Raw genomic sequence first — 25,709 nt, 5'->3', positions numbered from 1 at the left:
CGGCGGCGCCGTCGCTGGTCGGCGCGAAAGAACGGGAGAACGGAGAGAGCCGCGTCGCGTTACTGCGGGCTCGGGCTACCGGTGCCCGACCGACCGACGTCGCGCTCGAGCGCGGAGCCGGTGATGTTCTTGAGCCGGTCGACCAGCCCGTCCTTCTCGGCCTCGCCCGCGAGGGCGACGTCGAGCACTTCGCTGATGTGGGAGACGGGGATGATCTCGATCTGCTCCTCGTACTCGTCCTCGATCATCACGTCGTCCTCGTTGGCCTTCGGGATGATGACCCGGTCGAGACCAGCCTTCGCGGCGGCCTCGATCTTGTGGGTGACGCCCCCGACCGGCAGCACGTCGCCGCGGACCGACAGCGAGCCGGTCATGGCGAGGTCCTGGTGGATCGGGATGTCCTCCAGCGCCGAGATGACCGCGGTGGCGACCGTGATGGACGCCGAGTCGCCGTCGACGCCCTGCTGGCCGGCCTGGACGAACTGGATGTGGACGTCCTTCTCGGAGATGTCCTCGTCGCTGAACTTCTTGATGATGGCAGAGACGTTCTGGACCGCCTCCTCGGCCATCTCCTTGAGCTGGCCGGTCGCGATGACCTGGCCGGGCCCCTGCGAGGGCGTGACCTCGGCCATCACGGGGAGGACGATGCCGGAGTCCTCGCCCATGACCGCCAGGCCGTTGACGCGGCCGGTGACCTCGCCCTGGTTGACGGTGAGCTCGTAGTCCTTCCGGCGCTCGATGTAGTCGTCGGCGACCTGCTGCTCGATGGAGCGGCTGCGGCGCTTGGCCTGCAGCACGTCCTCGCTGGTGGTCTCGTCCTTGTTCGCGGCGCGAGCGATGTCGCCGGCGACGCGGACGAGCCCGCCGAGATCCCGCAGCTTGAGCGTGAGGTGGTCCTTGCGACCCGACCGGCGCTGGGCCTCGAGGATGACCTCCTCGACCGCCTCCTCGTTGAAGTGGGGCAGCCGACCGTCCTTCTCGACCTCCTGGGCGATGAACCGGGTGTACTTCCGGCGCATCTCCGGGGTGTCGTCGATGGTGTCGTCCATGTACACCTCGTACCCGTACCCCTTGATGCGGCTCCGGAGCGCGGGGTGCATGTTCTCCATCGCGTCCATGTTCCCCGCGGCGATCATGATGAAGTCGCAGGGGACGGGTTCGGTCTGGACCATCGCGCCCGAGGAGCGCTCGGACTGGCCCGTGATGGAGAACTCGCCCTCCTGGATCGCGGTCATCAGCTTCTGCTGGGACCGGATGTCGAGGGTGTTGATCTCGTCGACGAACAGCACGCCCTTGTTGGCCTTGTGGATGGCCCCGGCCTCGACGCGGTCGTGGCTCGGGGTCTCCATCCCGCCGGACTGGAAGGGGTCGTGGCGGACGTCGCCGAGCAGGGCGCCAGCGTGGGCGCCGGTGGCGTCCTCGAACGGCGCGGCGGTCTGGTCGGCCTGGTTGACCAGCAGGTTCGGGATCATCGCGTCGTTGCCCCGCGAGCCGTAGCGGAACGCGAGGTAGATGACGCCGGCCGCGAGGATGCCCAGCAGCGGCCGGGTCGCGATGAGCAGCGAGTACCCCACCACGATGGCGATGATGACCCACATCAGGAACGACCGCATCTGGTTTCGCTTGCGGGCCTCCTCCTTGTGGGCGTCGATGATCTGCTCGCCCTTCCCCGCGGGGACGGTCCGAACCTTGGGTTCGTTGCCGTCGTCGGGGTTGTGGTAGACGAGCACGTCCTGCAGATCCTCCTTGGGCAGGAGTTCGCTCATCGCCTTCGCCAGCATGGACTTGCCCGTCCCGGGCGTCCCGATCATCATCACGTGGCGGCGCTGTTTGGCCGCCTTCTGGACCACGTCCCGGGCGTGGTCCTGCCCGATGACCTGATCCACCAGTCGGTCGGGGATGTCGATCTCTTCGGTGGTCTCGATCTCCAGTCCGCCGAGCAGGTCCTCCTCGACAGCGGCCTCGTCGGTGACGTCGGGTTCGACGTCGCTGCCGAGATCCTCGAACGCCGAGCCGTCTTGCTCGGTCGTCTGCTCCGTGGACGGAGCCTCGTTTTCGGTGTCCTTACTCATAGAGCTGTCCTGTACGTACCTGAATTGTGGGCTGCTGAATTGATATACTTTCTCCCTCGATTCGCCGGAGGCGGCGACGGCGAACTCGGACGCGACGGCGGTCTACGGGGCGATTCTCGCGGACGCTCCGTCTCGTCACCCTTATAAAACCTCCCGGCGCAACGATACGTATGACCCGCGGGTTCTACATCGGGCGGTTCCAGCCCTACCACAACGGCCACCACAACGTGGTCGAGAGCATCGCCGAGGAGGTCGACGAGCTCGTCCTCGGCATCGGGAGCGCCGGCGACTCCCACAGCCAGCACGACCCCTTCACGGCCGGCGAGCGCATCATGATGATCACCAAGTCGCTCGTCGACCACGACCTCGTGACCTACGGGGTCCCCATCGAGGACCTCGACCGCAACTCGGTGTGGGTCAGCCACGTCCAGAGCATGTGCCCGGACTTCGACGTCGCCTACTCGAACAACCCCCTCGTCATCCAGCTGTTCACCGAGGCGGGCGTCGAGGTCCGCCAGTCGCCGATGTACAACCGGGAGGTCCTGGAGGGGACCGAGGTCCGCGACCGGATGATCGACGGCGGCGACTGGGAACGGCTGGTCCCCGACGCCGTGGTCGAGGTCGTCGAGGAGATCGGCGGCATCGAGCGCATCCAGCGCGTGAGCGACTCGGACAGCAACGGGGAGTAGGACGGCGACGGGGAGCGGTCCGGAAGCGAAGGGGGAGTAGTCCGGAGACCCGTCGACCCGAACTGGTGCGCTTTTTGCGGTCGGCGTCGAACCGCCGTCCATGATAACGCTCGCCTCGGACTTCGGCACGCCCTACCCCGCGGCGATGAAGGGCGTGATGCTCCAGCGGACCGACGCCCGACTGGTCGACGTGGCCCACGACTTCCCGCGCCAGGACGTCCGGACCGCGGCGTTCTGGCTCCGGGAGGTGCTGCCGTACTTCCCGGCGGCGGTCCACCTCGTCGTCGTCGACCCCGGCGTCGGCACCGACCGGGCGGCGCTCGCGGTCCGGGCGGGCGACCACGCGCTCGTCGGCCCGGACAACGGCGTGCTGCTGCCGGCGGCCCGCGAGCTGGCGGCGCGGGCGGCCGGCGGGGACGCCGACACTGCCGACGTCGAGGTGTTCGAGGTGGAGTACGACGATGAACGGACCGCGAGCACCACCTTCCACGGCCGGGACGTGTTCGCTCCCGCCGCCGCCGGAATCCACGAGACCGGCGTCGCGTCGTTCCACGAGCGCGACGACGTGGCGCCGGTCGGCGAGTACGAGGACCTCGGGTTCCCCGAACCCGAACTCGAAGACGGCGCCGCGGTCGGCGAGGTCCTCGTCGTGGACGATTTCGGGAACGCCGTCACCAACCTGCCCGGCGACCTGCTCGACGGCCAGGAAACGGTCGCGGTGAACGGCCGGCCGGCGCCCGTCGCGCGAGCCTACGCCGAACTCGCGGCCGGCGACCGACTCGTCACGGTCGGGAGCCACGGCAACGTCGAACTGGCGGTCAACCGCGGCCGGGGCGACGACGCGTTCGGGGTCGCGGTCGGCGACGAGGTCCGGATCGAGTGAAGGGGGCGTCGACGAGTTCTGTGCGGGGAGAACCGGGCGGCGGGACGCCAGTCGGCGCGCATCAGACGTGCTCGCCGATACCGGGTATTCCGTCCTCGAGCGCGTCACGTTCGAAGTAGAGGAGTTCGACCGCGACCACGGCGACCGAGATGCCGACGACCGAGTAGAAGACGCCCCGCTGGGCGGTGTAGAGGTGCCAGAGGAGGATCGGGAAGAACGCCACGGTCCCGAGCACGCCCAGCGCCGGGACCGCGGGGTTGATGTCGACCTCGTCGGCGTCGCGCCGAGCGAACGCCAGGTAGCTCATCGCTCCGAACACGACCATGAACGCCAGCGATCCGAACGACGTGATGCCGTCGAGGCTCCCGTAGACGGTGAACGCGGCCGCGATGGCCCCCAGCACGAGGACGGTCCGGACCGGCGCGCCGCCGGCCGACGCGTCGCCCAGTCGGTCGGGGAGCAACCCGTCCGAGAGCATCCCCTTCGCGAAGTTGGCCGCGCTGAACAGCGTGCCGTTGATGGCGCTCCCGGTCGAGAACAGCGCCGCGACCGCCACCGCGACGAACCCGAGGTGCCCCAGGAACGGCCGGACGGCCTTCGCGACCGCGATCTCGGGATGCCGGGCGATGGCCTGGGTCGAAACCAGGCTCGTGACGAGGATGGCGATCATGCTGTCAATGATTATCGCGCCCACGATGGAGATGTACACCGCCTTCGGGACGACCGACTTGGGATCGCGGATGCTGTCCTGGTCGTACATCACGAGCTGCCAGCCCTGGAACGAGACGAACGAGATGGCGACGGCAGTCACGAACCCGAGGTCGGTCACCATCGAGAAGCCGAATGCGAGCCTGTTCACCGTGTGCCCGTAGTAGAGGCCCCACCCGCCGATGACCAGCAGGATGGCGATCTTCAGCCCGACGAGCACCTCCTCGGAGGTGCCAGTGGCGCGGGCGCCGACCGCGTTCAGCCCGACGAACCCCGCGACCGCGACCACCGACGCGACCGGCCGGAACGGGAGGCCGAGCACCGACCCCATCCCGACGAGCTGCGCGGCGAACCCGCCGAACGCGAACGCGTACATCGCGACCGCGCCGACGTAGCCGAACAGCAGCGTCCACCCGACCATGCCCGCCAGCGTCGCGTTGCCGACGAACTCCTCGATCATCGAGACCGACCCGCCCCGGGCGTCGGCGAGTCGGTTGAGCTTGACGTAGGAGTAGGCCGCGCACATCGAAATCAGGCTCGCGGCGGTGAACGCCGCCCACGCCGCCGCCCCCGCGATGGTCGCCACGACGCCCAGTACCGAGAAGACCCCGCCACCGATCATCCCGCCCAGCCCGATGGACGTAGCTCCCGCTAAGCCGAGCTGTTCGTCTCCCATATCTGTCCATTCAAGTTGCGTAGGGTTCAAACCTGCGGCGACGCCCGACGTGACTGCCGGCTCACAGCTCGGTCTCGACGACCGACCCCCACCGCTCCATCCCCTCTGCCTCGTAGAACCCGAGCGCATCGTCGTTGCCGTTTCGGACCGCGAGCGCGACGTACTCGCAGTCGCGGTCCTCGGCCCACGACTCCACGAACCCGAGCAGGTCCGCGCCGTACCCCTGCCCGCGATGGGCCTCGGCCACGACGAAGTCGTGAATCCAGGCGTGGCGGGCGTGGTGGAGGACCCGCTGGACCGAGACGCCGGCGACGGCGACGAGTTCCCCGTCGGATTCCCGCGGCTCCCCCACGACCGACGAGGTGTCTGGGTCGTCGGTCCCGACGAACAGCCCGAACAGCCGGTAGTCGTCCTCGTCGGCCCACGACCGGACGAACGACTCGTCGGCGTCGGTCCAGAGCTGGCGCAGAATCGGGAGCGCGGCGGTCCACTCGGCCTCGGTCGTCAGTTCCTCGACGGCGGTCTCGGGCATGCGCGAGGGGTCGCACGCCGGTCGGAAGGAGATTCCGCCGGCGTGCCACTCGTCCGCAAGCGCCGCGAGACAGCCGTCAGGCACGCTCGCCGACCTCGTCGTCGTACCGGGAGGCGACGCTGACGAGCGAGAACAGCACCGCCATCACGGCCCCCGTCAGGAGCATGCCGAACGCCGCCATCGAGACCGGCGTCATCGGGAACGAGACCAGCCCGAACAGGTCCATCGGGACCGCGCGCTGCTGGCCGGACGCGCCGACCACGGCGCCGATGCCGCCGGCCACGAGCACGATGACGACCGCGAGGACGCCGAAGATGGGTCGACTGGAGATGCGCGACTCGGTGGTCACGGCCGGGCGTTCGGACTCGGCGAGATTATGGCTATCGGTACTCGTTCAACTGCTCCTTCAGGTCGCGGGCGGCCGCGCCGGCGGCCTCGTCGAACGGCGCGTCCGACCCCTCGCCGGCGAAGATGATGCCCCGGGTGGAGTTGACCAGCCCGGCGCCGTTGGTCGCGGTGGCGCAGGTCGCGGCCGCCTCGACGTCGCCGCCCTGGGCGCCCACGCCGGGGACGAGGAACGGCAGGTCGGGGACGCGCTCGCGGACCGCCCGGAGCTCGTCGGGCGTCGTCGCGCCGACGACGAGGCCGACGTTGCCGTGGCCCGCCGCGCTCCACTCGGCGGCGAGGTCGGCCACGCGCTCGTAGACCAGGTCGCCGTCGGCGAGCTTGAGCTCCTGCACGTCGGCGCCGCCGGGGTTCGAGGTTCGACACAACAGGAAGCAGCCCGCGTCCTCGCGGTCGAGGAACGGCGCCAGCGCGTCCCGACCCAGGAACGGGTTGAGCGTGATAGCGTCGACCGAGTCCAGCACCTTGGCGTACTGGCGGGAGGTGTTGCCGATGTCGGCGCGCTTGGCGTCCAGCAGCACCGGTACGCCGGCATCGTGAGCGTGCTCGACCGTCTTCTCCAGCGCGCGCCAGCCGTCGGGGTCCTCGTAGAAGGCGGCGTTGGGCTTGAACACGGCGGCGTGGTCGGCGGTCGCGTCGACGACGCGGCGGTTGAACTCCCACCGGGGCAGGTCGGCGTCCCGGACCTCGTCGGGCAGGCGGTCCTCGTCGGGGTCCAGCCCCACCGACACGACGCTGTCGACGGCGGCGATGCGGTCGGCGAGCCGGTCGAAGAACGCGGTCATCGGTGGGAGTTCCGGAGGCGCCGATACAAAGGTTGCTACTCGGCCGAGCCGGCACGCCGACGCGGATCGCGCGATACTTGCCGCGAACTGCCGGAGTTCGGCCACTACCCTTACGGGTATTTTGGTCGTCTCTGTGACCGCATGGTCAGTCAGCACAAGCTCACGCTGTTCCTCGTCGTCGCCGTCGTCGCTGTCGCGCCGGCGACGGCGCTCGGGGGAGGGGTGCCGACCGCCGACGCCCGGACGACGGGCGCGCCGGCCGACGCCGGCGGGGTGGCGGCCCAGCAGTCGGGGACGGCGGCGTGTGACTACGCGGCGTTGTACAACCAGACGATAGACTCGGTGGTCCAGGTCCAGACCGCCAGAGGAGGCGGCTCCGGGTTCGTCTACGAGGTGGCGGACGGCGGCTCGACGAGCTACGCCGTCACCAACCAGCACGTCGTCAATCAGTCGACCAGCGTCGGGGTGCAGTTCTCCCGCGGCGAGACCCGGGCGGCCACCGTGGTCGGAGCGACGCAGCTCGCCGACCTCGCGGTCGTCCGCGTGGACGACACGCCGGACTACGTCGAGGCCCTGGACGTCGCGGACGGGACGCCGCGTCCCGGCGAGCGCGTCGCGGCCATCGGGAGCCCGTACGGCCTCGAGACGACGATCACCGCGGGCATCGTCAGCGGCGTCAACCGGACGTCGCCGATCGGCTTCCCGCTGCCGAACACCATCCAGACCGACGCGCCCATCAACCCCGGGAACAGCGGCGGCCCGCTCGTCGCCTGTGACTCCGGAGCCGTGGTCGGGGTGAACCAGGCCGGCGGCGGCGAGAACATCGGGTTCGCCATCGGCGCGTCCGTCGTCGAGCAGATCGTGCCCACTCTCATCGAGGACGGCGAGTACGCGTACTCGCTGCTCGGGGTCCAGGGAGTCACGCTCACCCAGCCGCTGGCAGAGGCCAACGACCTCGAGGTCGACAGCGGCGTCTACGTGGTCAACACCGTCGACGGGACGCCCGCGGCCGACGCGATCCAGGGCGCCGACGACGACACCGTCGTGAACGACACGCGCATCCCGGTGGGCGGCGACGTCATCGTCGCAGTCGGCAACCGGAGCATCGAGTCGCGCGAGGACCTGCTCTCGTACCTGTTCACCGAGACCCGGCCGGGCGAGACGGTCGAGGTGACCGTCGTCCGCGACGGCGAGCGCCAGACGGTCGAGGTCACGCTCACCCAGCGCTCCGACGAGAGCCAGTAGCGGACGCGGTCCCTCGACGTGCGGCTTTTTCCGCGACCGGTGCGCCGTCGAGCGACGACCGCGGGGGAAAGCGGCGCTCCAGCCGTCGGCCAGTAGCCTCTTGCGGAGCTTCGGCGAAGCGGGGACGGGGAAACAATGGACTACGCGAAACTCGCGTCCGTCAGCCTCGCGCTCCTCCTCGTCGGAGGGTTCGCCGGGGCCGGCGTGGCGAAACCGCTCTCGACGGCATCGCAGTCGCAAGCGACCGGCCCGGCCGACCGACCGGCCGACGCCGGAATCGGGGCGCTCTCGACCGACGCCGCCCCGGTCGCGGCCCAGCAGGGCGGCCAGGTCAACCTGAGCGCGGTCGACACCACGGCGACGGAGGCCATCCGACTCGCCGCCAACCGGTCTGACGGCAAGCCGGTCGTCGTCACGCTCACCACGCTGAACGGGACGCCGGTGTTCAACGTGAGCCTGCTCGCCCAGAACCGGAGCGTCTCGCAGGTCACGGTCGACGCGACCGACGGGACGGTCACCGCGGTCCGCAACGACATCACCGTCGCCGACCGGCGGTTCCTCGGCGGCGAGGCGTACGCCTACGAGGAGCTGCGGCCCGCGACCGAAGCCATCCGTCTTCTCCGGAATCGGACGACCGGTCAGGTCGTGAACGTCGGGCTCCGCCAGGGCGAACTCGTCTACGGCGTCGCGCTGCGGACGCCCGAGGGGAGCCGGACGCGTGCGCTCGTGGCCGCGACCCGGAGCCCGGTCCTCGGCATCCAGGTCACGAACGCGACCGGGCCGACGACGACCACTGCGTAGTCAGCTCGTCGGAGGGGAGACGCGGACTGCTATCGCTCGCTGACCAGCGAGATCTTGCCCACGTGGTCGCCGTCCTCGGCGTACCGATGGGCCGCGGCGACGCCCTCGGCGGTCAGCTCGAACTGCTCGTCGTCCAGTACTGGGTCGAGGCCGCCGTCTTCGACCGCGTCGTTGAGCCGCCGGAGGCGCTCGCCCACGCGCTCGCGACGCTGCCGGCGCAGCACCGGCAGGATGACCAGCACGACGCCGAGCGACAGCGCCTTCTGGTGGAGCGGGCTCAGGTCCTGGGTCGAGCTCGACTCGGTGGTGACCACCCGCTCGTGGGGCGCGACCGCCTCGAACGCGGTCTGGAGGTGGTCGTCGCCCACGGGGTCGAACACCACGTCGAACCCCTCGCCGCCGGCGTACTCGTCGACGTACTCCTCGACGTCGGTGTCGGTGTAGTCGATGGTCGCGGTCGCGCCGAGGTCCGCGGCGAGGTCGCGCTTGCGCTCGGTCGAGCCCGTGGCGTAGACGTCCGCGCCGAGCCAGTCGGCCAGCTGGACCCCCGCGTGGCCGACGCCGCCCGCGCCGCCGTAGACCAGCGCCGAGTCGCCCTCGCCCGCGTCGGCCTCGCCGACCAGCATCTCCCAGGCCGTGAGCCCGACGACCGGGAGCGCCGCGGCTTCTTCGAGCGAGAGGGCCGCCGGGACTGGCGCGAGCAGGTCGGCGTGGGCGGACACGTACTCGGCGTAGGCGCCCTGCGCGCCGGTGACGCCGCCGACCATCCCGTACACCTCGTCGCCCTCCTCGAAGTCCTCCACGTCGCCGCCGACCGACGCGACGACCCCCGAGGCGTCGCAGCCCAGGACGGCCGGGAAGTCGGGCGCGAACGGGGGCAGATCGCCCCGGCGGATCTTGTACTCGACCGGGTTGACGCTCGACGCCGCGACCCGGACCAGCACCTCGTTCGGGTCGGGGTCGGGTCGGTCGAGCTCGCGGTCCTCGAAGACGTCCGGGTCGCCGAACTCCTCGATGACGACTGCGCGCATCGTGTCGGTCACGGCGGGCACCTACCGGCCTGAGGCGTAAACGGTCGTCGGCCGGTGGTCGCCGGCTTCCGAGGGTTCAAAAGGGATTCCGACCAACCGTCGGGTATGGAGGCTTTCGCCCCGGGCAGCGTCACCGCCGTCTTCGCGCCGGCCGGCGACGGCGACGAGTCGAAGGGTGCGAGCGTGGCCATCGCCGACGGCGTGGTCGCCGACGTGACGCCAGCAGACCGAAGTACCGATGGGCCGGTCGTGACTGTCGACGGCGAGCCGACCGACTTCGAGCCGGTCGAACTGGCTATCGACGACCTGGACGTGCCGGCCCGCGTCGACCTGGCCGCCGAGGTGCCCATCGGCCGGGGGTTCGGCGCCAGCGGGGCCGCGACCCTGGCGACCGTCATCGCCGCGAACGCCGAGTTCGAACTCGGTTACTCGCGGGAGGAACTCGTCGAGGTCGCCCACCGCGCGGAGGTCGCGGCCGGGACGGGACTGGGCGACGTGTTCGTCCAGGACCGCGGCGGCCTGGTGGTCGGCGACGGCGGCGAACCCCGGGCGTACGACCGCGAGACGCCCGTCGAGTACGCGAGCTTCGGCCCCATCGCCACGGAGGAGGCACTGGCCGACGATGAGCTGATGGCCCGCGTGGCCCGAGCGGGGACCGCTACCCTCGACGCGCTCCCCGCGGACCCTACGCTCGACCGCGTACTCCGCGACTCGTGGGACTTCGCGCGCGCCATCGACCTGCCGACCGACGAGGTCCGGGAGACGGTCGCCGCGGTGGAGGCCGCGGGCGGGACCGCGAGCATGGCGATGGTCGGCGAGACGGTGTTCGCGGTGGGCGTCGAGGGCGTGCTGCCGAACCGGACCGGGGTGTGTCCCGACGGCGCGGAACTGCGGTGAGCGAGGGCGGCGACGAACCGCCGTCGAGCGGTCGGCGGAGCGCCGACCCCCGCCGACTGTGAGCCACCGAGACTAAGCCCGTTCTTCCCCTCGTAGAGAATCCCGTCAGGAATCGGGGGAGAGCGCACGATGACCCGGAGACGAACCACCGATACTCGCGAGTCAGACGCACAGCGACGCACGAATCGACGCCGCGGTTCGGAGTCGCGGACCGGCGCGGGGGTGAGCGGTCGATGAGCGTCGACCTGAAACCCGTCGAGGACCAGGTGATCGTCATCACCGGCGCGTCGTCGGGGATCGGGCTGACGACCGCGCGGATGGCGGCCGACCGCGGGGCGCGGGTAGTGCTCGCGGCCCGGAGCGAGGACGCGCTCCGCGAACTCGAAGCGGAGATCGAGCGGACGGGCGGCGACGCGACCTACGTCGTCGCCGACGTGAGCGACCGCGACGACGTCCGGCGAATCGCCGAGGAGGCAGTCGACGCCTACGGCGGCTTCGACACCTGGGTCAACGTCGCCGGCGCGTTCCTCTACGGGAAACTCGAGGACACCCCGGTCGAGGACATGCGAGAGCAGTTCGAGACCAACGTCTGGGGGCTGCTGTACGGGTCGCTCGAGGCCGCCGACCACCTGAAGGAGCGGGGCGGCGCCATCATCAACATCGGGAGCGTCGCCACCGACGAGGCCATCCCGCTCCAGGGGAGCTACTCGGCGTCGAAGCACGCCGTCAAGGGGTTCACCGACGCGCTCCGGATGGAACTGGAGAACGACGGCGCGCCCGTCTCGGTGACGCTGGTCAAGCCCGCCTCCATCGACACGCCGTACGCCGACCACGCCAAGAACTACATGGACGAGGACGCGACGCTCCCGCCGCCGTTGTACGCGCCCGAGACGGTGGCGCGGGCCATCCTCGACGCCGCCGAGCGCCCCCAGCGCGACGTCTACGTCGGCGGCGGCGCCAGGGGGATGGCCGCACTCGGCCACTACGCGTCGCGGCTCATGGACCGCGTGATGGAGTCGGCGTTCGTCCCGATGCAGAAGCGTGACGAACCTGCCCGCCCGGACGGGGCGAACAACCTCGACGCGTCGACCGGCGAACTGGAGGAGCGGGGCGACTACGACCGCCACGTCTCCGAGACCAGCGCCTACACCGAGGCCTCCCAGCGCGGGTCGCTGGCAAAGTCACTGCTGGCCGGCGCCGGCGTCGGCGCCGCCGCGCTGGCACTGTACGCCCGCTACCGGTCGCGGCGGGCCGAGGACGGGACCGTCGACGCCGAGGAGGAGCGCCGGCGCTCGGTCGGTTCGATTACGCAGCGATCCCGATAGGACGCGGGGTAGCCGGCGAAAAAGGACGAGTTCGCGCTACGGCTCGCTCGGGGGCGAGCGACCTACTCCGAGGCGATGACGTCGTCGATGCGGGCGATCATCGTCGCGGCCTCGGTGGCCGACTCGAACGCCTCGCGCTTGACCGCGGCGGGGTCGAGCACGCCCGCCTCGACGGGGTCCTCGACCTCACCGTGCTCGCCCTCGGCGATGATGCCGGCCCGGCCCTCGTCGCTCTCGTTGGCGGCCCGGAGGTCGACCAGACCGTCGATGGGGTCCATGCCGGTGTTCTCCGCGAGGGTGCGCGGGAGCACGTCGACCGCGTCGGCGAACGCCTCGACCGCGAGCTGCTTGCGGCCCTCGATGCCGGCCGACTCCTCGCGGACCCGGTCGGCGACCGCGATCTCGACCGCGCCCGCGCCGGGCACGACGCCGCCGGTGTCGAGCGCCGCGGTCACCACGTCGAGGGCGTCCTCGAGCGCGCGCTCGAGCTCGTCGATGACGTGCTCGGTGCCGCCGCGGATCAACATCGTCACCGCCTCGGCGGCCTCGCCGCCCTCGACGAACGCGAGGTCGTCGTCGCCGAACGTCTGCACCCGGACCGTCTCGGCGCGGCCGAGGTCGGCGCCCTCGATGTCTCCGACCTTCCCGGTGCGGGAGGCGCCGGTCGCGGAGGCGATAGCGCGGGCCTCGTCGTCGTCGACGTTCTCGAACGCGAGGATGCCCGCGTCGGCGAGGTAGGCCGCCGGCCGGTCGTCGATGGAGTCGGTCCCGAAGACGACGTCCACGCCGGCCTCCGAGAGCGCGTCGGCGTACTGCCGGAGCTCGCGGTCCTCGGCGTCCATCGCGGCGGTCAGCTGGTCGACGCTCTCGACGCTGTACTCGGCGTCGATCTCGGCCTCGCGCACGCCGAACTCCTCGTCGACGACCGCGATGGTCGCGTCCTCGACCTGTCGGGGCATGTTGGAGTTGACCGGTTCGACGTCGCTGATGACGCCCTCGACGAGCTCGGTCGCCGACGACGACCCGCCGGTCTGGGTGTGGACCCGGACGTCGTCGCGGCGCACGCCCTCGTCGCCGTCGACGTGGCGGATCGCCCGGACCACCGCGTCGGCGAGCTTCTCGGTGGTGATGTCGCCGGTCCCCTTACCGGTCATGCTGGACTCGGCGACGTGCCGGAGGAGTTCGTCGTCGAGCTCGTCGTCGAGGACCAGGTCGTCGACCGCCTCGACGGCGATGTCGCGGGCCTGCGCGTACCCCTCGACGATGGTCGTCGGGTGGACGTCGTCGTCGAGCAGGTCCTCGGCCTTCGAGAGCAGTTCGCCCGCGAGCACCGACGCCGTGGTGGTCCCGTCGCCGACCTCGTCCTCCTGGGCCTCGGCGACCTCCACGAGCATCTGGGCCGCGGGGTGCTCGATGTCCATCGTGCTCAGGATGGTCGCCCCGTCGTTGGTGATGGTGACGTCGCCGGTGTCCGTCACCAGCATCTTGTCCATCCCGCGGGGCCCGAGCGTGGTCCGTACGGCCTCGCTGACCGCTTTGCCCGCGGAGATGTTCGAGGACTGTGCGTCCCTGCCGTGCGTTCGTTCGGTGTCGTCCGCGAGGACGAACATCGGTCGACCGCCCATGCGTCGCTGTCCGGATTGTGAGTCTGCCATGGTTGCTCCCCATCTACAAGATGTTTGAACTTCTATATAAATTTTTCTTCCCCGAGCGAAACAGTCCGTCAAGCGTAGGTATCCCCGTCCGACCCGGACAGTCTCCGAACCGCTTATAGCTGTTTTGCTATTTCGCAAAAATATTTCCGATTCCTGGAATGCATATCTGTCTAAAACCACCTGCTTTTTTGTAATAGCGGTTCCACCAATCTCACGAGCGAAACCCGAATATGTCAGAAGAAAATCTCGATCACGGAATGGGCAATCCCCGACACAATAACAACTGGTGGCCGAACAAGCTGAACCTGGACGTCCTCGACCAGAACGCCGAGAACGTCGGTCCGTACGGCGAGGACTTCGACTACGCCGAGGAGTTCCAGAAGCTCGACCTCGACGAGGTGAAGGCGGACATCGAGGACGTGATGACGACGTCGCAGGACTGGTGGCCGGCCGACTACGGCCACTACGGCCCGCTGTTCATCCGGATGGCGTGGCACAGCGCCGGCACGTACCGTACCGTCGACGGCCGCGGCGGCGCGACCGGCGGGACCCAGCGCTTCGCGCCCCTCAACAGCTGGCCCGACAACGTGAACCTCGACAAGGCCCGCCGGCTGCTCGAGCCGGTCAAGCAGAAGTACGGCCGCAAGCTCTCGTGGGCCGACCTGATCGTCCTGGCCGGGAACGTCGCCATGGAGTCGATGGGGTTCGAGACGTTCGGCTTCGCCGGCGGCCGCGAGGACGAGTTCGAGCCCGACGAGGCCGTCTACTGGGGCCCCGAGACCGAGTGGGAGGGCTCCGAGCGCTTCAACGACGAGGGTGAGCTCGAAGAGCCGCTCGGCGCCACTGTGATGGGACTCATCTACGTGAATCCGGAGGGTCCGGACGGCGAGCCCGACACCGAGGGTTCGGCGGAGAACATCCGAGAGGCGTTCGGTCGGATGGCGATGAACGACGAGGAGACGGCCGCGCTCATCGCCGGCGGACACACGTTCGGGAAGGTCCACGGCGCCGACTCCGGCGACCACCTCGGCGCCGAGCCCGAGGCGGCGCCGATCGACCAGCAGGGCCTCGGCTGGGAGAACGACTACGGCGAGGGCAAGGGCCCCGACACCATCACCAGCGGCATCGAGGGGCCGTGGACCAGCGCGCCGACCAGCTGGGACATGGGCTACATCGCCAACCTGCTCGACTACGAGTGGGAGCCCCACAGGGGCCCCGGCGGCGCGTGGCAGTGGCGGCCGGTCGACGAGGAGCCCCAGGACACCGTGCCGGACGCCCACGACCCGTCGGAGAAGCGCACCCCCATGATGCTGACGACGGACGTCGCCCTGAAGCACGACCCCGAGTTCCGGGAGATCCTGGAGCGCTTCCGCGAGGACCCGACCGTGTTCCGGGAGGCGTTCGCGCGGGCCTGGTACAAGCTGATCCACCGCGACATGGGCCCGCCCGAGCGGTTCCTCGGTCCGGAGGTCCCCGGCGAGGTGATGCTGTGGCAGGACCCGCTCCCCGACGCCGACTACGACCTGATCGGCGACGAGGAGGTCGCCGAGCTCGAGGAGGAGCTCCTCGACTCCGACCTGTCGGTCTCCCAGCTGGTCAAGACCGCCTGGGCGGCCGCGTCGACGTACCGCGACAGCGACATGCGCGGCGGCGCGAACGGCGCCCGCATCCGCCTCGAACCCCAGAAGAGCTGGGAGGTCAACGAGCCGGCCGAGCTCGAGACCGTGCTGGAGACCCTCGAGGGAATCCAGGCGGACTTCAACGGCTCGCGGTCCGACGACGTGCGAGTCTCGCTCGCGGACCTCATCGTGCTGGGCGGCAACGCGGCCGTCGAGGAGGCCGCGGCGGACGCCGGGTACGACCTGGAGATCCCGTTCGAACCCGGCCGGACCGACGCCACCCAGGAACAGACCGACGTCGAATCGTTCGAGGCGCTCAAGCCGAAGGTCGACGGCTTCCGCAACTACTTCGGCGGGGACTACGACCAGCCGACCGAGGAGCTGCTGGTGGACGAGGCCGACCTGCTGGACCTGACGGCGTCCGAGATGACGGCGCTCGTCGGCGGGATGCGCGCGCTCGGCGCGAACTACCAGGACTCGGACCTCGGCGTCTTCACCGACCGGCCGGGGACGCTGACCAACGACTTCTTCGTGAATCTGCTCGACATGGACTACGAGTGGGAGGAGTCCTCCGACTCGCGGGAGGTCTTCGAACTGCGCGACCGCGAGACGGGCGAGGTCGAGTGGGAGGCCAGCCGCGCGGACCTCATCTTCGGCTCGAACTCCCGGCTCCGGGCCATCGCGGAGGTCTACGGGAGTGAGGAAGAGAAGTTCGTTCGCGACTTCGCGGACGCCTGGCACAAGGTGATGACCCACGACCGCTTCGACCTCGAGTAGATCGCACCTCCGCGCGACGCCCCCATTTCTCTACCGCCGTTTCTGCGCCCCTTTTCCGCCCCGGCCGAGGCGACCCGTTCGGCGTCACGACCCCGCTCGACGGACCCCCGGCCGGAGCGCAACCGACACTGAAAAATACCGGAGTTCCGAACCGTCTTCCCAATGCTGGAGTTGGAGCATCGCTTCCGGGTGGTGGACGTACACGCCAGACTCAACGCGGACGCTGGGGGCGTCCAGACCCGCGGGCGGGCCATCAGCCCCGAGCGGTTAGAGCGGGAGATGCATCAGGCGGGGGTCGTGCGCTCGGTCGTGTTCCCGGGCACGCGCGCCGGCGGGAGCTACGTGAGCGCGAACAACGCGGTGGCGCGCCGGAGCGTCGACCGGCCGTTCCTGGCGTTCGCCCGGATCAACGGGCCGCGGGACCCCGGCGAGCGCGCGTCGTCGCGGCTGCGCAACCTCGCCGCGCGCCGGAAGGACCACCACACCTCGCCCGAGGACGTCGAGCAGTACGCCTACGACGACCGGTTCCACGGGTTCAAGCTCGACCCCGCGAGGGACGGGCTGCCCGACGACGAGACGCTCGACCAGCTCGAGGCGGTCGACCTGCCCGTGCTGGTCCACGCGGGCGACCGGTTCCCGCCCGCCGCGGCCGAGGAGGCGCTGCTCTCCCGAGAGTTCCCCGTCGTCCTCGCCCACTTCGGGGGGCACCCGCTGAACCGCGACCTGATGGCCGAGTCCATCGACCTGCTCCAGCGCAACGACGACTGCTACCTCGACACCAGCTACGTCCGCTACCGGGACCTGCTCGAGCGCGCGATGATGGAGCACCCGGACCGCGTCCTGTTCGGCAGCGGGGCGCCCAGCTCCCACCCGAACGTCGCGGTGATGGAGATACTCACCCTCGACGTGCCCGAGGACGCGATGCGGAAGGTCTTCGACAAGAACGCCCGGCGCGTCCTCGGCGATTCGCTGCCGAAGGACTTCTGAACGGCGTCGCGGGCACGGAGCGTCCCGGGCCCGCCGCGTCTCGTCGCGGGCCCTGCCCCGCCCGAACCCCGACGACGGTCACTCCGGCGCCCCGCTCGCGACGGCGTCCGACGCGTCGCGGCCCGGGAACTGCGGACGGTCGCCGTCCAGTTCCTCGCGGGCCGCGACCGCGAGGAACGGCTCGAGCGCCTCGACGCCGTCGTCGAGCGACACCTCGTCGGCCGGGTCGGCGTACGAGACGACCCCGAAGTCGGCCAGCTTCGGGAGGTGGGTGTGGACGAGCGACGCCGCGGCCCGCTGGCGGTCGTCCGCCAGGCCCGCCGAGACGACCGCGTCCGCGAGCCCGTCGAGGTCGGTCCGACCGTTCTCCCGCAGGGTGTAGATGACGCGGCGCCGGGATGCGCTCCCGAGCACGTCGCACGCTCGGTCGATGCGCTCGTGATTCGGCCGCTGGGCAGATCCGCTTACCATCGATTCCACGTGCTATCGCCCCGTTATTAATGGGTGGACTCGTTCCCATCCGTTTCACCAGTCGGTTTAGTGACCATTGTGTCCGTTGTGACCGCCGGAATCCGGCGGCGGTCGGCCGTGCCATTAAACTCTCGTACGTGGTACGGACGGTATGACGCTCATCGCGGACTTCTACCTCGAGACGCCGGTCCTGCGGGACGCGCTCGACGCGGTGCCGGCGATGGACGTCTCCGTCGAACAGCAGACGCTCCGGGAGGCCAAGCCGTTCGCGCTGTCGTTCTGGGCGTCGGGCGAGGACTTCGCGGCGTTCGAGGCGGCGCTGGCCGACGACCGGACAGTCGACGACGCGAGCGTGCTCACGGAGGTCGGTGACAAGCGCCTGTACCAGGTCGAACTCACCGACGAGGGCGACGAGCTCATGACGTACCACGCGTGGGCCGACCTCGGGGGCGTGTTCATCTCCTCGGAGCGGGCCGGCGAGGGGTGGCGGGTCCGCATCCGGTTCCCCGACCGGGAGAGCCTCCGGGAGTACGTCGACTTCTGCGAGCGCCGGGACCTGACGTTCGACCTCCGGAGCCTGTACGCCGCCGACGACCCCGACGTCGACCCGATGGGACTGACCGAGCGCCAGTGCGAGGCGCTCCGGACCGCGACCGAGATGGGCTACTACGACGTGCCGCGGCGGGTCGAGCTCGAGGACATCGCCGAGGTGCTGGGCGTCTCCCGTCAGGCGGTCTCCGAGCGCCTCCGCCGGGCGACCCGGGCGCTGGTCCGGGCGACCATCGAACGCGACGGCGAGGGCGACGGAGAGGACGAGGGCGGCGCGGACGCCGAGCGCGGGGAGTGAAGGAGTCGAGCGGGCGGCAGACGAGCGCGAGAAGCGACACCGCCGGGACGGCAGACGGGCGACCTACTGGGTGGGCTCCTCGCGCTCCTCGGCCTCCTCGGGGTCGCCACGCCAGTCGTAGCGCTCGACCGCGCGGTCGGCCCGCGCCGACAGGCCGTAGGGGTTCCGGGCGCCGCTCCGGTCGGCGAACCGGGCCCGGAGCCCGTCCTTGCACCCGATCAGCGAGCTCTTGGTCACGCGCTTGCCGCGGCCCATCCACTCCGAGGGCGTCACGTCGCCCCGGAGGACCTCGGCGGCGTTCTCGACCCCGTCGGAGACGGCGTCCCGGAGCGTCCGCCGGAAGACGCCCGGACGGGGGCCGTAGTTCTTCACGAGCCGGTAGGCGAGCGCGCGGTACTTCCAGCCCCAGTCGCGGTCGTCGTCCTCGTCGTCCTCGGCGGTGTCGGTCACGCTCACCGACGACGACCACGCCACCTCGAAGTCGTTGGCGGCGAGCCGGTGGGCGCAGTCGCGCGCCCCGCCCGTCACGAGGTACTCGTCGAAGCCGTCGACCGCCTCGACGGCCTCGCGGGTGAGCGCGACGTTGCCCCCGTCGAAGTAGGTCACCTCCCGACCGTCGATAGTCCGGCGCTCGGGCGACTCGGTGGTCACGCCCGCCCGGACCGACCGGTGGACCGGGCCGGTCACCACGTCGGCGGCCGCGAGCCCCGTTCTGACCCCGTCGGCCCACGACGCCTCGACCGCGTGGTCCTGGCCGATCAGCGCGACCGCGTCGCCGGTGGCGGCCGCGATGCCGGCGTTCCGCGCCACGTTGAGTTTGCGGTCCGAGACCTCGATCAGCACGTCGACGTCGTCGCGGTCTCTGACCATCCCGGTGGTCCCGTCGGCGGAGGGGCCGTTGACCACGACCACCTCGGCCTCGGGCGCCTCGGCGGCCAGCGCGTCGAGACACGCCGCGAGGCTCTCGCGCCCGTTGAGCGTCGGGACCACCACGGATAGCTCCATACCCCCGAATCTCCCGCCCGAGGCTTAAAAGCAGTTCGGCCTCGAAGTGTCGGACGGGCGTCTGACGACCCGCTGTCCGCTTTCCGACGCGTCACTCGACGCTGGTGTTCCAGTAGGAGACCGACGCGAAGTAGTCGCCCACCGGCGAGTCGCCCAGGGCGGTGTCGGCGTTCCGGATTGGACCCGCCACGGCGCCCGGAATCTTCCGGTAGAAGCCGTACGGGAGGATCCAGTCGTGCTCGGCGTCGACGAGGCGGAGGTCGGCCTCGTCGAGCAGTTTCCGGACGTCGTCACGCGAGTAGAGGTGCGACCCCATCGGGAGCAGCCAGTTGTAGACGCTCCGGGTGCTCGTGGCGTTGAACGTGTCGAAGACGACCTGGTCCTTCGCCACCCGGCGCATCTCCGAGAGGAAGGTCGCGGGGGTGTCCGCGAGGTGGAAGAACCGCATCGCGAACACGGTGTCGAAGTGGTCGTCGGGGAACGGGAGCCGACCCGCGTCGCCGCGCATGAACTCCAGGTGGTCGGCCACCCCCGCCGACCGGGCCTTCTGGCGGCCCTGCTGGAGCATCGCGGCCGAGATGTCCAGCCCCACGATGTCGGCGCCGCGCTCGGCCAGCATCACCGTGAACCGGCCGGTACCGCAGGCTATCTCGAGCACGTTCTTCCCCTCCAGCGGGCCGACGGCGTCGAGGACGGCCTGCTTCTCTCGACGGTCGATGAGCCGCCCGCCGCGGGAGAATCGCTTCTCTTCGTACTCCTCGGCGACCTCGTCGGTCTGGTACCACTCCGCTCCTTTCACGCTTCTCGTCTCCTTGTAGTCCGCCGGGGGACTAAAACCGTATTGGAACCGACTCGTCAGACGCCGGCGGTTGTGGTCGTCGCGGCCGACAGCCTCACCCCGCTGGGCGTCGGAGAGCCACATCGGTCGAGTCCACCGATGACTACCTGCACGGCATGCGGACGCGACCTCGAGGCCGAGGACCTCGTCCGCCACGAGCGCGGCCGGTTCGTCGTCGTTCACTGCCCCGACTGCAAGTGCGTGCTAGGCCGGTACAACCGCCACGGCGACGAACCGCGGACCGACAATCGACGAAGGTGACGGCGACCGAGCGGACGGCCGCTTGTCGCCGTTCTGGCGCTACTCGCCGCCGGTGACGACCCGGTCGGGCCTGATGCGGACGATGACGCGGGAGCCCGACTCCTCGTCCTTGTTCGGGTACTCCTCGACGTCCATGTAGCGCCGGGCGAGGTCGTCGATGTGCTCGACCGCGCCGTCCTCGGTCACCTCGACCACCTCGCCGCGGACCGAGACGTAGCGGTAGGGTTCGTCGGGGTCCATCACGCAGAGGCCGACCTTCGGGTCGCGCTCGACGTTGCGCTCCTTCTGGCGGCCGCGCGCGGTGTTGACCAGCAGGTGGCCCTCCTCGTCGCGGTCGATCCAGACCGGAGTCACCTGCGGGGTGCCGTCGCCCATCAGGGTCGCGAAGTTGGCGAACGTCTCGCGCTCGAACAGGTCGGTGAACGACTCGGGGATCGATTCCATGGGTGAGGCCACGTGCCGGGGCGACGTAACACTGGTCGCCGGCGTCAAAAACCGAATATAAGCCGAAATAATATGGCCTTAAGGAGTATGGATTGTACAGATGTGCATATAGCCAAGCTTTACCCGTGCTTCGTCAAGTCACGTTTTACATGAGCACGACCCCGGACGAGACGCCCGTAACCGAGCAGCTCTCAGACGACTTCCGCGAGCGCCTGCGCGAACTCCCCCCGAGCGCCAAGCTGGTGGCCAAGGTGCTGGAGACCGACGCGCCGCTCTCGCAGGGCCAGCTGGCCGAGGAGTCGCTGCTGCCCGACCGCACGGTCCGGTACGCACTCAATCGCCTCGAGGACGAGGACCTCGTCGACTCGCGGTACAGCTTCCAGGACGCTCGCAAGCAGGTGTACTTCCTCGACCGCTGACCGCGCTCGACGAACCGACCCCGTTTTCTGGCCGGCGCGCCACGCATCCGCCATGGAGCACCGCCAGGTCTCGGTGCCGACCGGGACGCTCGCCCCGACCGGCGCCACCAACGCCTACCTGCTCGGCCGCGAGGACGCGCTGCTCGTCGACCCCGCGGGCCGGACCGACGACCTCGACGCCGCCGTCGAATCCCACGAGGTAACCCACATTCTCGTCACGCACACCCACCCGGACCACGTGGGCGCGGTCGCCCACTACGCGGACGCCTGCGACGCGACCGTCTGGGCGCGGGCCGGCCGCGAGGACCGCTTCGAGGAGGCGACCGGCGTCGCGCCCGACCGGACCTTCCGCGAGGGAACCGAGATCGCCGGCGTCACGGTGCTGGAGACGCCGGGCCACGCGCCCGACCACGTCGCGCTCGCCGCGGACGACACGATGGTGACGGGCGACCTCGTCGTCGCGGAGGGGAGCGTGGTCGTCGGCGCGGACGAGGGCGACGTGCGGGCGTACCTGACGTCGCTCCGGCGGCTCTACGCCCGGAACCCCGACCGGCTCCTCCCCGGCCACGGCCCCGCCATCGACGACCCCCGGAGCGCCGTCGAGCGCCTGCTCCGCCACCGCCTCGACCGCGAAGCCGCGGTGCTGGCGGCGGTCCGCGACGGCGCGCGGTCGCTCGACGAGGTGGTCGACGCGGCCTACGACAAGGACGTCTCGGAGGTCAGGGACCTCGCCCGGAGCACGACCGCCGCCCACCTCGAAAAGCTGGCCGTCGAGGACAAGGTCGAGTGGGACGGCGAGCGAGCGCGGCCGGCGGATCCGGAGTAGCAAGCGCTCGGTGACGTCGTCCATCGGTCCGGGTGGATGAAAGGGGCCGGCCGGTCGCGTTTACTTTAGTCGCCTGCTCGGCCGCTATCCGAGGCGAGTGGTAACGAGCCGAGGATATGCCGAGTGGTTCGAGAGAGCGAAGCTCTCTCGTCATCCCGAAGATCTCCGATTTTCGGAGACAGCGACCGCGACCGACCGGGGGCTTTCTGGATGTTCTTCATTCCGATTGCTGAGGAAATCTCGAAGCGTTTAGTCACTACCTTCGTAGCCGATAAACACCCTTTTTCCCCGCGAAGCCGAACCCACAGGTGTGCAGAGCCTCGAAGCGGAACTACGGCGCGCTCGCGACCTCGACACCGCCGACCTGGCCGACGCCATCGAGACCATCGGCTTCGAATGCACGCGCTGTGGCGCCTGTTGCAAGAGCGAGGCCGACGATCCCCACACCGCGACCGTCTTCCCCGACGAGGTGCGAAATCTCGAAACTGCGACCGACTACGACTGGCGGGACGTCGCTCGACCGATGCCCTACGGCCTGGACGACCCGGAGGAGGGCGACGCTGACGGCACAAACAGCGAGCCCACCGGCGAGACGTTCGAGTGGGCGCTCCAGACCGACGCCTGCGGCGATTGCACCTTCTACGAGGAGGACGGCGACGGTACGGGAGCATGCTCGGTCCACGAGGACCGCCCGCTCATCTGCCGGACCTACCCGTTCAGCGTCGCGCTCGGGGGCACGAGCCAGCCGATGGGCGAGGCAGTCGACGAGGAGGGCATGGTCCGGGCCCACGAGTGCGAGGGGCTGGGCCGGGACATCTCCCGCGAGGGCGCCGAGGACCTGGCGGCGGCGCTCAAGGAGCGGGCGGTCCGGGAACTGACCGAAGCCATCGCGGTCCGCGACGAGTACGCCCCCGCCGACCCCGACGAGGGCGTCGTGGTCCACGACTCCGAGGGTGCCAAGCGCCCCGACGGAACGCCGTACGAGGGGTGAGTCCTGCAAGCGGCTTGCGGGACGACGCGGGCGACGTTCTCCGAAAGCGGAGACCGGAAGGAAGCTGCGGCGACCCACGGAAAGCGGGGAACCGAACGGGACAGAGCGAGAGATAGGAGGTGACCGGGCGTCGGTCACGTCGTCGCCACTGCTCGCGCGACGTCGAGCGCGACCGACGCGCGCTCTCGCGACGGTCCCGAGAGAACCGACGGGACAGGTGAGACGGCCGCAGATCGGATTCCGAGCGCGCGGCGCGGGCGCCGCGCCCGGGGCGAGGTGGAGTTCAGAAGTCCTCTTCGATGATCTCGCCGACCGCGAAGTTGGACTTGACCTCCGTGATCTCGACCTTCACGCGCTCGCCGATCTCGGCGTCGGGTACGATGATGACGTAGCCCCGCTCCACGCGGGCGATGCCGTCGCCCTGCTTGCCGATGTCCTCGACCTCGACGTAGCGGATCTCGCCCTCCTCGACGGGGGGCTGGGGTTCCGAGGGCGCGCCGCCGCTCGACGAGTTCGACGACGACTCGGACTGCGTCGAGGAGTCCGAATCGTCGGAGATGAGCGCGACGCGGTAGGTCTCGCCGGGTTCGACCGACCCGGTCTCGATCTCTCGGCGCGGTACCTCGACGACGTACTTGTCGTCCTGGATAGTCACGTCAGCACTGAACAGACACAGGAGCTTGTCAGAGATCTCCAAGGTTATATGCCTCCATTCGGACCCAAGTGGTCAGCCCGTAAAGAGTTTTTCTACAACCGACCTTTTGCTGCGTCCTCGTGAGCGAAGCGAACGAGGGCTCGAAACGGCGGAGCCGTTTCGGCGGGCGCGGCCTAAACGCCGCGCCCTTGCAAAACGTCGATGAGAATCCGGCGCTCCTCCCTCCGCTTCGCTCCGGTCGTCGCTTGGACCGCTCGCTCGGGCTTCGCCCTCGCTCGCGGAGGATTTCGGTGTACACGTTTTCCGCCGCCCCGGGTGTCCGCCGTTTTCAGTACGCTACGGTTTCCGCCAACCGAACGCCACGCGTCAACTGGCCGAACATTGATAGTGCAGGGCCGATGAGGTGTTCGTATGACTACCGACTCGACCGGCGGGTGGACCGGCTACGACAAGCTCGCCGGCCTGATCGCGCTGACGCTGATGGCGGGCTACTACGTGACGCCGATACAGCGCGGGGTCGCGGGGGCGATGCACGCCATGCTCGGCCCGGCCACGACCATCCTGCCGTTCTCGGTGCTCGTGCTGCTGCTGGCGGGGACCACCGGCGTCTCGTCGGCGGTGCTCCAGACGAAGCTCCGGAGCCGGCAACGGATGGAGCGGCTCCAGGAGCGCATGACGGACCTGCGCGAGCGGATGGCGTCGGCCCGCGAGCGCGACGACGACGAGGCCATCGAGGAGCTCCAGGCCGAGCAGCTGGACCTCACCGGCGAGTACCTCGCCGCGATGAAGAGCCAGCTCCGACCCGCGGTGTGGAGCATGCTCGTCTCCGTCCCGGCGTTCCTCTGGCTGCGATGGGTGTTCGTCGCGCCCAGCGCCGCCGTCGCGCCCGCGGCGCTCGCGCTTCCGGTCGTGGGACATATCGCGTGGACCGCGACGCTGGTCGGCCCGCTCAAGGTCTGGCTCGCGTGGTACATCGGGTGCTCGCTCTCGACCGGGCTGGTCGCGCGCAGGATCGTCGCGCGGCTCGCCTGAGAATCGGCGCTTTTTCTGGCGGCGCTCGCACTCTCCTTCGGTTCATCCCGGGTCGACGTCGGGACTACTCCGTCCGCTGTTCGCCCGCGGTGCGTTCGTCGACTCGGTCGATGATGGCGTCCACGAGTTCCGGGACGACCGTCCAGACGCCGTAGTAGCTGTCGGGGTCGCGCTCCTCGGCGAGCATCGCGGCCTTGGCCGCGTCGTTGCCGGCGCCGTCGAAGGCGACCAGCCACGTCCCGGCCAGGGAGTGACGCTCGCCGTGGACGACGAACCGGTCGTCGCCAGGGACGTACGCCGGCTCCTCGAACACGTGGACCTCGCACCCCGCCTCGGCCACGTCGGCGTAGATTCCCCACTGGTCGTCCATCGATGCGAACCGCTGCTGGCCCGCGGCGTAGAGTCGGCCCTCGCCCGCGCGCCACGCCAGCGTCTCGATGCGGTTCGACAGGGCGCGGAGTCCAGCCCGGTCGCCGTAGCCGGCGAGGAAGAGCGTGTCGGACTGTCGGAACGGCGAGACGACCTCGCCGATCGGGTCGTCGCCGCGACCGGGGTGGACGAGCGGCCCGCCCACGAGGACGGAGTTGTGGAGGACCGCGAACTCCTCGGGCTGCTCGTCGGTGAGCGTGGTCCCGACCGTCACGTCGTCGATGTCGAGGTAGCGGCCGAGGGTGTCCCCCAGCGCGTCGAGGGTCGCCTCGGAGCAGTCGGTGTTGAACGCCGCGAGCGTCAGCCCGTCGGGCACGGTCTCGGGGGCGACGCGGCGCTCGCGGACTGGCGGGTCTGGCATGTGGGAACGTCGCGTAGTTGGGGCGAGCGTTCAAAAAGCGTAG

Annotated in this window: 27 protein-coding genes; 14 read left to right on the top strand and 13 right to left on the bottom strand. The window is 70.0% G+C overall.

Annotation, left to right across the window (positions count from 1 at the left end):
* Window positions 1–59: 59 nt before the first annotated feature.
* Window positions 60–2,072, bottom strand: a complete 2,013-nt coding sequence (gene lonB / locus DVR07_RS02210; protein WP_115795147.1) for an ATP-dependent protease LonB — start codon at window positions 2,070–2,072, stop codon at window positions 60–62.
* A gap of 170 nt (window positions 2,073–2,242) precedes the next feature.
* Between lonB and DVR07_RS02205 the strand changes: the two genes are divergently transcribed.
* Both DVR07_RS02205 and DVR07_RS02200 read left to right on the top strand, forming a co-directional pair.
* On the top strand, window positions 2,243–2,761 hold the full coding sequence (locus tag DVR07_RS02205; protein ID WP_115795146.1) for a nicotinamide-nucleotide adenylyltransferase: 519 nt from the start codon (window positions 2,243–2,245) through the stop codon (window positions 2,759–2,761).
* A 100-nt stretch (window positions 2,762–2,861) separates the two neighbouring features.
* Window positions 2,862–3,644, top strand: a complete 783-nt coding sequence (locus DVR07_RS02200; protein WP_115795145.1) for an SAM hydrolase/SAM-dependent halogenase family protein — start codon at window positions 2,862–2,864, stop codon at window positions 3,642–3,644.
* 61 nt (window positions 3,645–3,705) lie between these two features.
* Here the strand turns inward: DVR07_RS02200 and DVR07_RS02195 are convergent, their stop codons facing one another.
* The 4 genes from DVR07_RS02195 to pyrF all read right to left on the bottom strand — a co-directional run bounded on the left by DVR07_RS02195 (window position 3,706) and on the right by pyrF (window position 6,750).
* Window positions 3,706–5,028, bottom strand: coding sequence for an APC family permease (locus DVR07_RS02195; protein WP_115795144.1), 1,323 nt, complete (start codon window positions 5,026–5,028; stop codon window positions 3,706–3,708).
* Between the two features lie 61 nt (window positions 5,029–5,089).
* Window positions 5,090–5,644 (bottom strand): GNAT family N-acetyltransferase, encoded by a 555-nt coding sequence (locus DVR07_RS02190; protein ID WP_240318840.1) that lies wholly within the window; start codon window positions 5,642–5,644, stop codon window positions 5,090–5,092.
* Window positions 5,637–5,909, bottom strand: coding sequence for a DUF7520 family protein (locus DVR07_RS02185; RefSeq protein WP_115795142.1), 273 nt, complete (start codon window positions 5,907–5,909; stop codon window positions 5,637–5,639). Before DVR07_RS02185 ends, DVR07_RS02190 begins: the two co-directional genes overlap by 8 nt.
* 31 nt (window positions 5,910–5,940) lie before the next feature.
* Complete coding sequence (pyrF, locus tag DVR07_RS02180; protein WP_115795141.1) at window positions 5,941–6,750, bottom strand: orotidine-5'-phosphate decarboxylase; 810 nt, start codon at window positions 6,748–6,750, stop codon at window positions 5,941–5,943.
* A 141-nt stretch (window positions 6,751–6,891) separates the two neighbouring features.
* On the opposite strand from pyrF, the gene DVR07_RS02175 reads away from it, so the two are divergent.
* Together DVR07_RS02175 and DVR07_RS02170 are read left to right on the top strand one after the other, a co-directional pair.
* Window positions 6,892–7,995, top strand: coding sequence for a S1C family serine protease (locus DVR07_RS02175; protein WP_115795140.1), 1,104 nt, complete (start codon window positions 6,892–6,894; stop codon window positions 7,993–7,995).
* A gap of 135 nt (window positions 7,996–8,130) precedes the next feature.
* Complete coding sequence (locus DVR07_RS02170; RefSeq protein ID WP_115795139.1) at window positions 8,131–8,796, top strand: PepSY domain-containing protein; 666 nt, start codon at window positions 8,131–8,133, stop codon at window positions 8,794–8,796.
* A 29-nt stretch (window positions 8,797–8,825) separates the two neighbouring features.
* Here the strand turns inward: DVR07_RS02170 and DVR07_RS02165 are convergent, their stop codons facing one another.
* Complete coding sequence (locus DVR07_RS02165) at window positions 8,826–9,839, bottom strand: zinc-binding dehydrogenase (protein ID WP_115795138.1); 1,014 nt, start codon at window positions 9,837–9,839, stop codon at window positions 8,826–8,828.
* Window positions 9,840–9,932: 93 nt separating this feature from the next.
* Here DVR07_RS02165 and DVR07_RS02160 point away from each other — a divergent pair, with 93 nt between their 5' ends.
* Complete coding sequence (locus DVR07_RS02160) at window positions 9,933–10,724, top strand: pantoate kinase (RefSeq protein ID WP_115795137.1); 792 nt, start codon at window positions 9,933–9,935, stop codon at window positions 10,722–10,724.
* Between the two features lie 233 nt (window positions 10,725–10,957).
* Entirely contained in the window at window positions 10,958–12,049 is a 1,092-nt protein-coding gene (locus tag DVR07_RS02155; protein WP_115795136.1) for an SDR family oxidoreductase, read from the top strand.
* A gap of 62 nt (window positions 12,050–12,111) precedes the next feature.
* Here the strand turns inward: DVR07_RS02155 and thsA are convergent, their stop codons facing one another.
* The gene (thsA, locus tag DVR07_RS02150; RefSeq protein ID WP_115795135.1) at window positions 12,112–13,674 is read right to left on the bottom strand and encodes a thermosome subunit alpha; all 1,563 of its coding nucleotides are present in this window, start codon (window positions 13,672–13,674) and stop codon (window positions 12,112–12,114) included.
* Window positions 13,675–13,934: 260 nt separating this feature from the next.
* Between thsA and katG the strand changes: the two genes are divergently transcribed.
* Together katG and DVR07_RS02140 are read left to right on the top strand one after the other, a co-directional pair.
* A complete protein-coding gene (gene katG, locus DVR07_RS02145; RefSeq protein ID WP_193570002.1) occupies window positions 13,935–16,100 on the top strand; it encodes a catalase/peroxidase HPI in 2,166 nt (721 codons plus the stop codon).
* Window positions 16,101–16,262: 162 nt separating this feature from the next.
* Window positions 16,263–17,087, top strand: coding sequence for an amidohydrolase family protein (locus DVR07_RS02140; protein WP_115795133.1), 825 nt, complete (start codon window positions 16,263–16,265; stop codon window positions 17,085–17,087).
* A 78-nt stretch (window positions 17,088–17,165) separates the two neighbouring features.
* Here DVR07_RS02140 and DVR07_RS02135 read toward each other — a convergent pair whose 3' ends face one another.
* Window positions 17,166–17,558, bottom strand: coding sequence for a DUF7344 domain-containing protein (locus DVR07_RS02135; protein ID WP_115795132.1), 393 nt, complete (start codon window positions 17,556–17,558; stop codon window positions 17,166–17,168).
* Between the two features lie 151 nt (window positions 17,559–17,709).
* Here DVR07_RS02135 and DVR07_RS02130 point away from each other — a divergent pair, with 151 nt between their 5' ends.
* Window positions 17,710–18,405 carry a helix-turn-helix domain-containing protein gene (locus DVR07_RS02130; RefSeq protein ID WP_115795131.1) on the top strand — a complete coding sequence of 232 codons (696 nt, stop codon included), beginning with the start codon at window positions 17,710–17,712 and terminating at the stop codon, window positions 18,403–18,405.
* Between the two features lie 63 nt (window positions 18,406–18,468).
* Here the strand turns inward: DVR07_RS02130 and DVR07_RS02125 are convergent, their stop codons facing one another.
* Window positions 18,469–19,410, bottom strand: coding sequence for a glycosyltransferase (locus DVR07_RS02125; RefSeq protein WP_115795130.1), 942 nt, complete (start codon window positions 19,408–19,410; stop codon window positions 18,469–18,471).
* A gap of 91 nt (window positions 19,411–19,501) precedes the next feature.
* On the bottom strand, window positions 19,502–20,209 hold the full coding sequence (locus DVR07_RS02120; protein WP_115795129.1) for a class I SAM-dependent methyltransferase: 708 nt from the start codon (window positions 20,207–20,209) through the stop codon (window positions 19,502–19,504).
* 138 nt (window positions 20,210–20,347) lie between these two features.
* Here DVR07_RS02120 and DVR07_RS21945 point away from each other — a divergent pair, with 138 nt between their 5' ends.
* Entirely contained in the window at window positions 20,348–20,509 is a 162-nt protein-coding gene (locus DVR07_RS21945; RefSeq protein WP_165881721.1) for a hypothetical protein, read from the top strand.
* A 39-nt stretch (window positions 20,510–20,548) separates the two neighbouring features.
* On the opposite strand, the gene DVR07_RS02110 is transcribed toward DVR07_RS21945, so the two are convergent.
* Entirely contained in the window at window positions 20,549–20,953 is a 405-nt protein-coding gene (locus tag DVR07_RS02110) for a PPOX class F420-dependent oxidoreductase (protein ID WP_115795127.1), read from the bottom strand.
* 149 nt (window positions 20,954–21,102) lie between these two features.
* Here DVR07_RS02110 and DVR07_RS02105 point away from each other — a divergent pair, with 149 nt between their 5' ends.
* From DVR07_RS02105 to DVR07_RS02095, 3 genes are all read left to right on the top strand, one after another.
* On the top strand, window positions 21,103–21,372 hold the full coding sequence (locus DVR07_RS02105; RefSeq protein WP_115795126.1) for a MarR family transcriptional regulator: 270 nt from the start codon (window positions 21,103–21,105) through the stop codon (window positions 21,370–21,372).
* Window positions 21,373–21,424: 52 nt separating this feature from the next.
* Window positions 21,425–22,198 (top strand): MBL fold metallo-hydrolase, encoded by a 774-nt coding sequence (locus DVR07_RS02100; RefSeq protein WP_115795125.1) that lies wholly within the window; start codon window positions 21,425–21,427, stop codon window positions 22,196–22,198.
* A gap of 310 nt (window positions 22,199–22,508) precedes the next feature.
* The gene (locus DVR07_RS02095; protein ID WP_115795124.1) at window positions 22,509–23,189 is read left to right on the top strand and encodes a YkgJ family cysteine cluster protein; all 681 of its coding nucleotides are present in this window, start codon (window positions 22,509–22,511) and stop codon (window positions 23,187–23,189) included.
* A 283-nt stretch (window positions 23,190–23,472) separates the two neighbouring features.
* Here DVR07_RS02095 and DVR07_RS02090 read toward each other — a convergent pair whose 3' ends face one another.
* Window positions 23,473–23,886 carry a TRAM domain-containing protein gene (locus tag DVR07_RS02090; protein WP_115795123.1) on the bottom strand — a complete coding sequence of 138 codons (414 nt, stop codon included), beginning with the start codon at window positions 23,884–23,886 and terminating at the stop codon, window positions 23,473–23,475.
* Between the two features lie 369 nt (window positions 23,887–24,255).
* Here DVR07_RS02090 and DVR07_RS02085 point away from each other — a divergent pair, with 369 nt between their 5' ends.
* Window positions 24,256–24,876 (top strand): DUF106 domain-containing protein, encoded by a 621-nt coding sequence (locus DVR07_RS02085; RefSeq protein ID WP_115795122.1) that lies wholly within the window; start codon window positions 24,256–24,258, stop codon window positions 24,874–24,876.
* 64 nt (window positions 24,877–24,940) lie between these two features.
* Here DVR07_RS02085 and DVR07_RS02080 read toward each other — a convergent pair whose 3' ends face one another.
* A complete protein-coding gene (locus tag DVR07_RS02080; RefSeq protein WP_115795121.1) occupies window positions 24,941–25,666 on the bottom strand; it encodes a hypothetical protein in 726 nt (241 codons plus the stop codon).
* Window positions 25,667–25,709: the final 43 nt, after the last annotated feature.

The sequence above is a fragment of the Halorussus rarus genome (assembly GCF_003369835.1).
Lineage (GTDB): Archaea > Halobacteriota > Halobacteria > Halobacteriales > Haladaptataceae > Halorussus > Halorussus rarus.
Note: the sequence above shows the minus strand (reverse complement) of the source record. Positions and strands in the feature narration are given on the sequence as shown.

Coding starts and splice junctions, on each gene's coding strand:
- DVR07_RS02110 (WP_115795127.1), bottom strand. CDS start 20,953: ATGGAATCGATCCCCGAGTCGTTCACCGACCTGTTCGAGCGCGAGACG.
- DVR07_RS02175 (WP_115795140.1), top strand. CDS start 6,892: ATGGTCAGTCAGCACAAGCTCACGCTGTTCCTCGTCGTCGCCGTCGTC.
- DVR07_RS02105 (WP_115795126.1), top strand. CDS start 21,103: ATGAGCACGACCCCGGACGAGACGCCCGTAACCGAGCAGCTCTCAGAC.
- DVR07_RS02100 (WP_115795125.1), top strand. CDS start 21,425: ATGGAGCACCGCCAGGTCTCGGTGCCGACCGGGACGCTCGCCCCGACC.
- DVR07_RS02130 (WP_115795131.1), top strand. CDS start 17,710: ATGACGCTCATCGCGGACTTCTACCTCGAGACGCCGGTCCTGCGGGAC.
- DVR07_RS02205 (WP_115795146.1), top strand. CDS start 2,243: ATGACCCGCGGGTTCTACATCGGGCGGTTCCAGCCCTACCACAACGGC.
- DVR07_RS02085 (WP_115795122.1), top strand. CDS start 24,256: ATGACTACCGACTCGACCGGCGGGTGGACCGGCTACGACAAGCTCGCC.
- DVR07_RS21945 (WP_165881721.1), top strand. CDS start 20,348: ATGACTACCTGCACGGCATGCGGACGCGACCTCGAGGCCGAGGACCTC.
- DVR07_RS02200 (WP_115795145.1), top strand. CDS start 2,862: ATGATAACGCTCGCCTCGGACTTCGGCACGCCCTACCCCGCGGCGATG.
- DVR07_RS02170 (WP_115795139.1), top strand. CDS start 8,131: ATGGACTACGCGAAACTCGCGTCCGTCAGCCTCGCGCTCCTCCTCGTC.
- DVR07_RS02135 (WP_115795132.1), bottom strand. CDS start 17,558: ATGGTAAGCGGATCTGCCCAGCGGCCGAATCACGAGCGCATCGACCGA.
- DVR07_RS02195 (WP_115795144.1), bottom strand. CDS start 5,028: ATGGGAGACGAACAGCTCGGCTTAGCGGGAGCTACGTCCATCGGGCTG.
- lonB (WP_115795147.1), bottom strand. CDS start 2,072: ATGAGTAAGGACACCGAAAACGAGGCTCCGTCCACGGAGCAGACGACC.
- katG (WP_193570002.1), top strand. CDS start 13,935: ATGTCAGAAGAAAATCTCGATCACGGAATGGGCAATCCCCGACACAAT.
- DVR07_RS02155 (WP_115795136.1), top strand. CDS start 10,958: ATGAGCGTCGACCTGAAACCCGTCGAGGACCAGGTGATCGTCATCACC.
- pyrF (WP_115795141.1), bottom strand. CDS start 6,750: ATGACCGCGTTCTTCGACCGGCTCGCCGACCGCATCGCCGCCGTCGAC.
- thsA (WP_115795135.1), bottom strand. CDS start 13,674: ATGGGCGGTCGACCGATGTTCGTCCTCGCGGACGACACCGAACGAACG.
- DVR07_RS02125 (WP_115795130.1), bottom strand. CDS start 19,410: ATGGAGCTATCCGTGGTGGTCCCGACGCTCAACGGGCGCGAGAGCCTC.
- DVR07_RS02160 (WP_115795137.1), top strand. CDS start 9,933: ATGGAGGCTTTCGCCCCGGGCAGCGTCACCGCCGTCTTCGCGCCGGCC.
- DVR07_RS02080 (WP_115795121.1), bottom strand. CDS start 25,666: ATGCCAGACCCGCCAGTCCGCGAGCGCCGCGTCGCCCCCGAGACCGTG.
- DVR07_RS02140 (WP_115795133.1), top strand. CDS start 16,263: ATGCTGGAGTTGGAGCATCGCTTCCGGGTGGTGGACGTACACGCCAGA.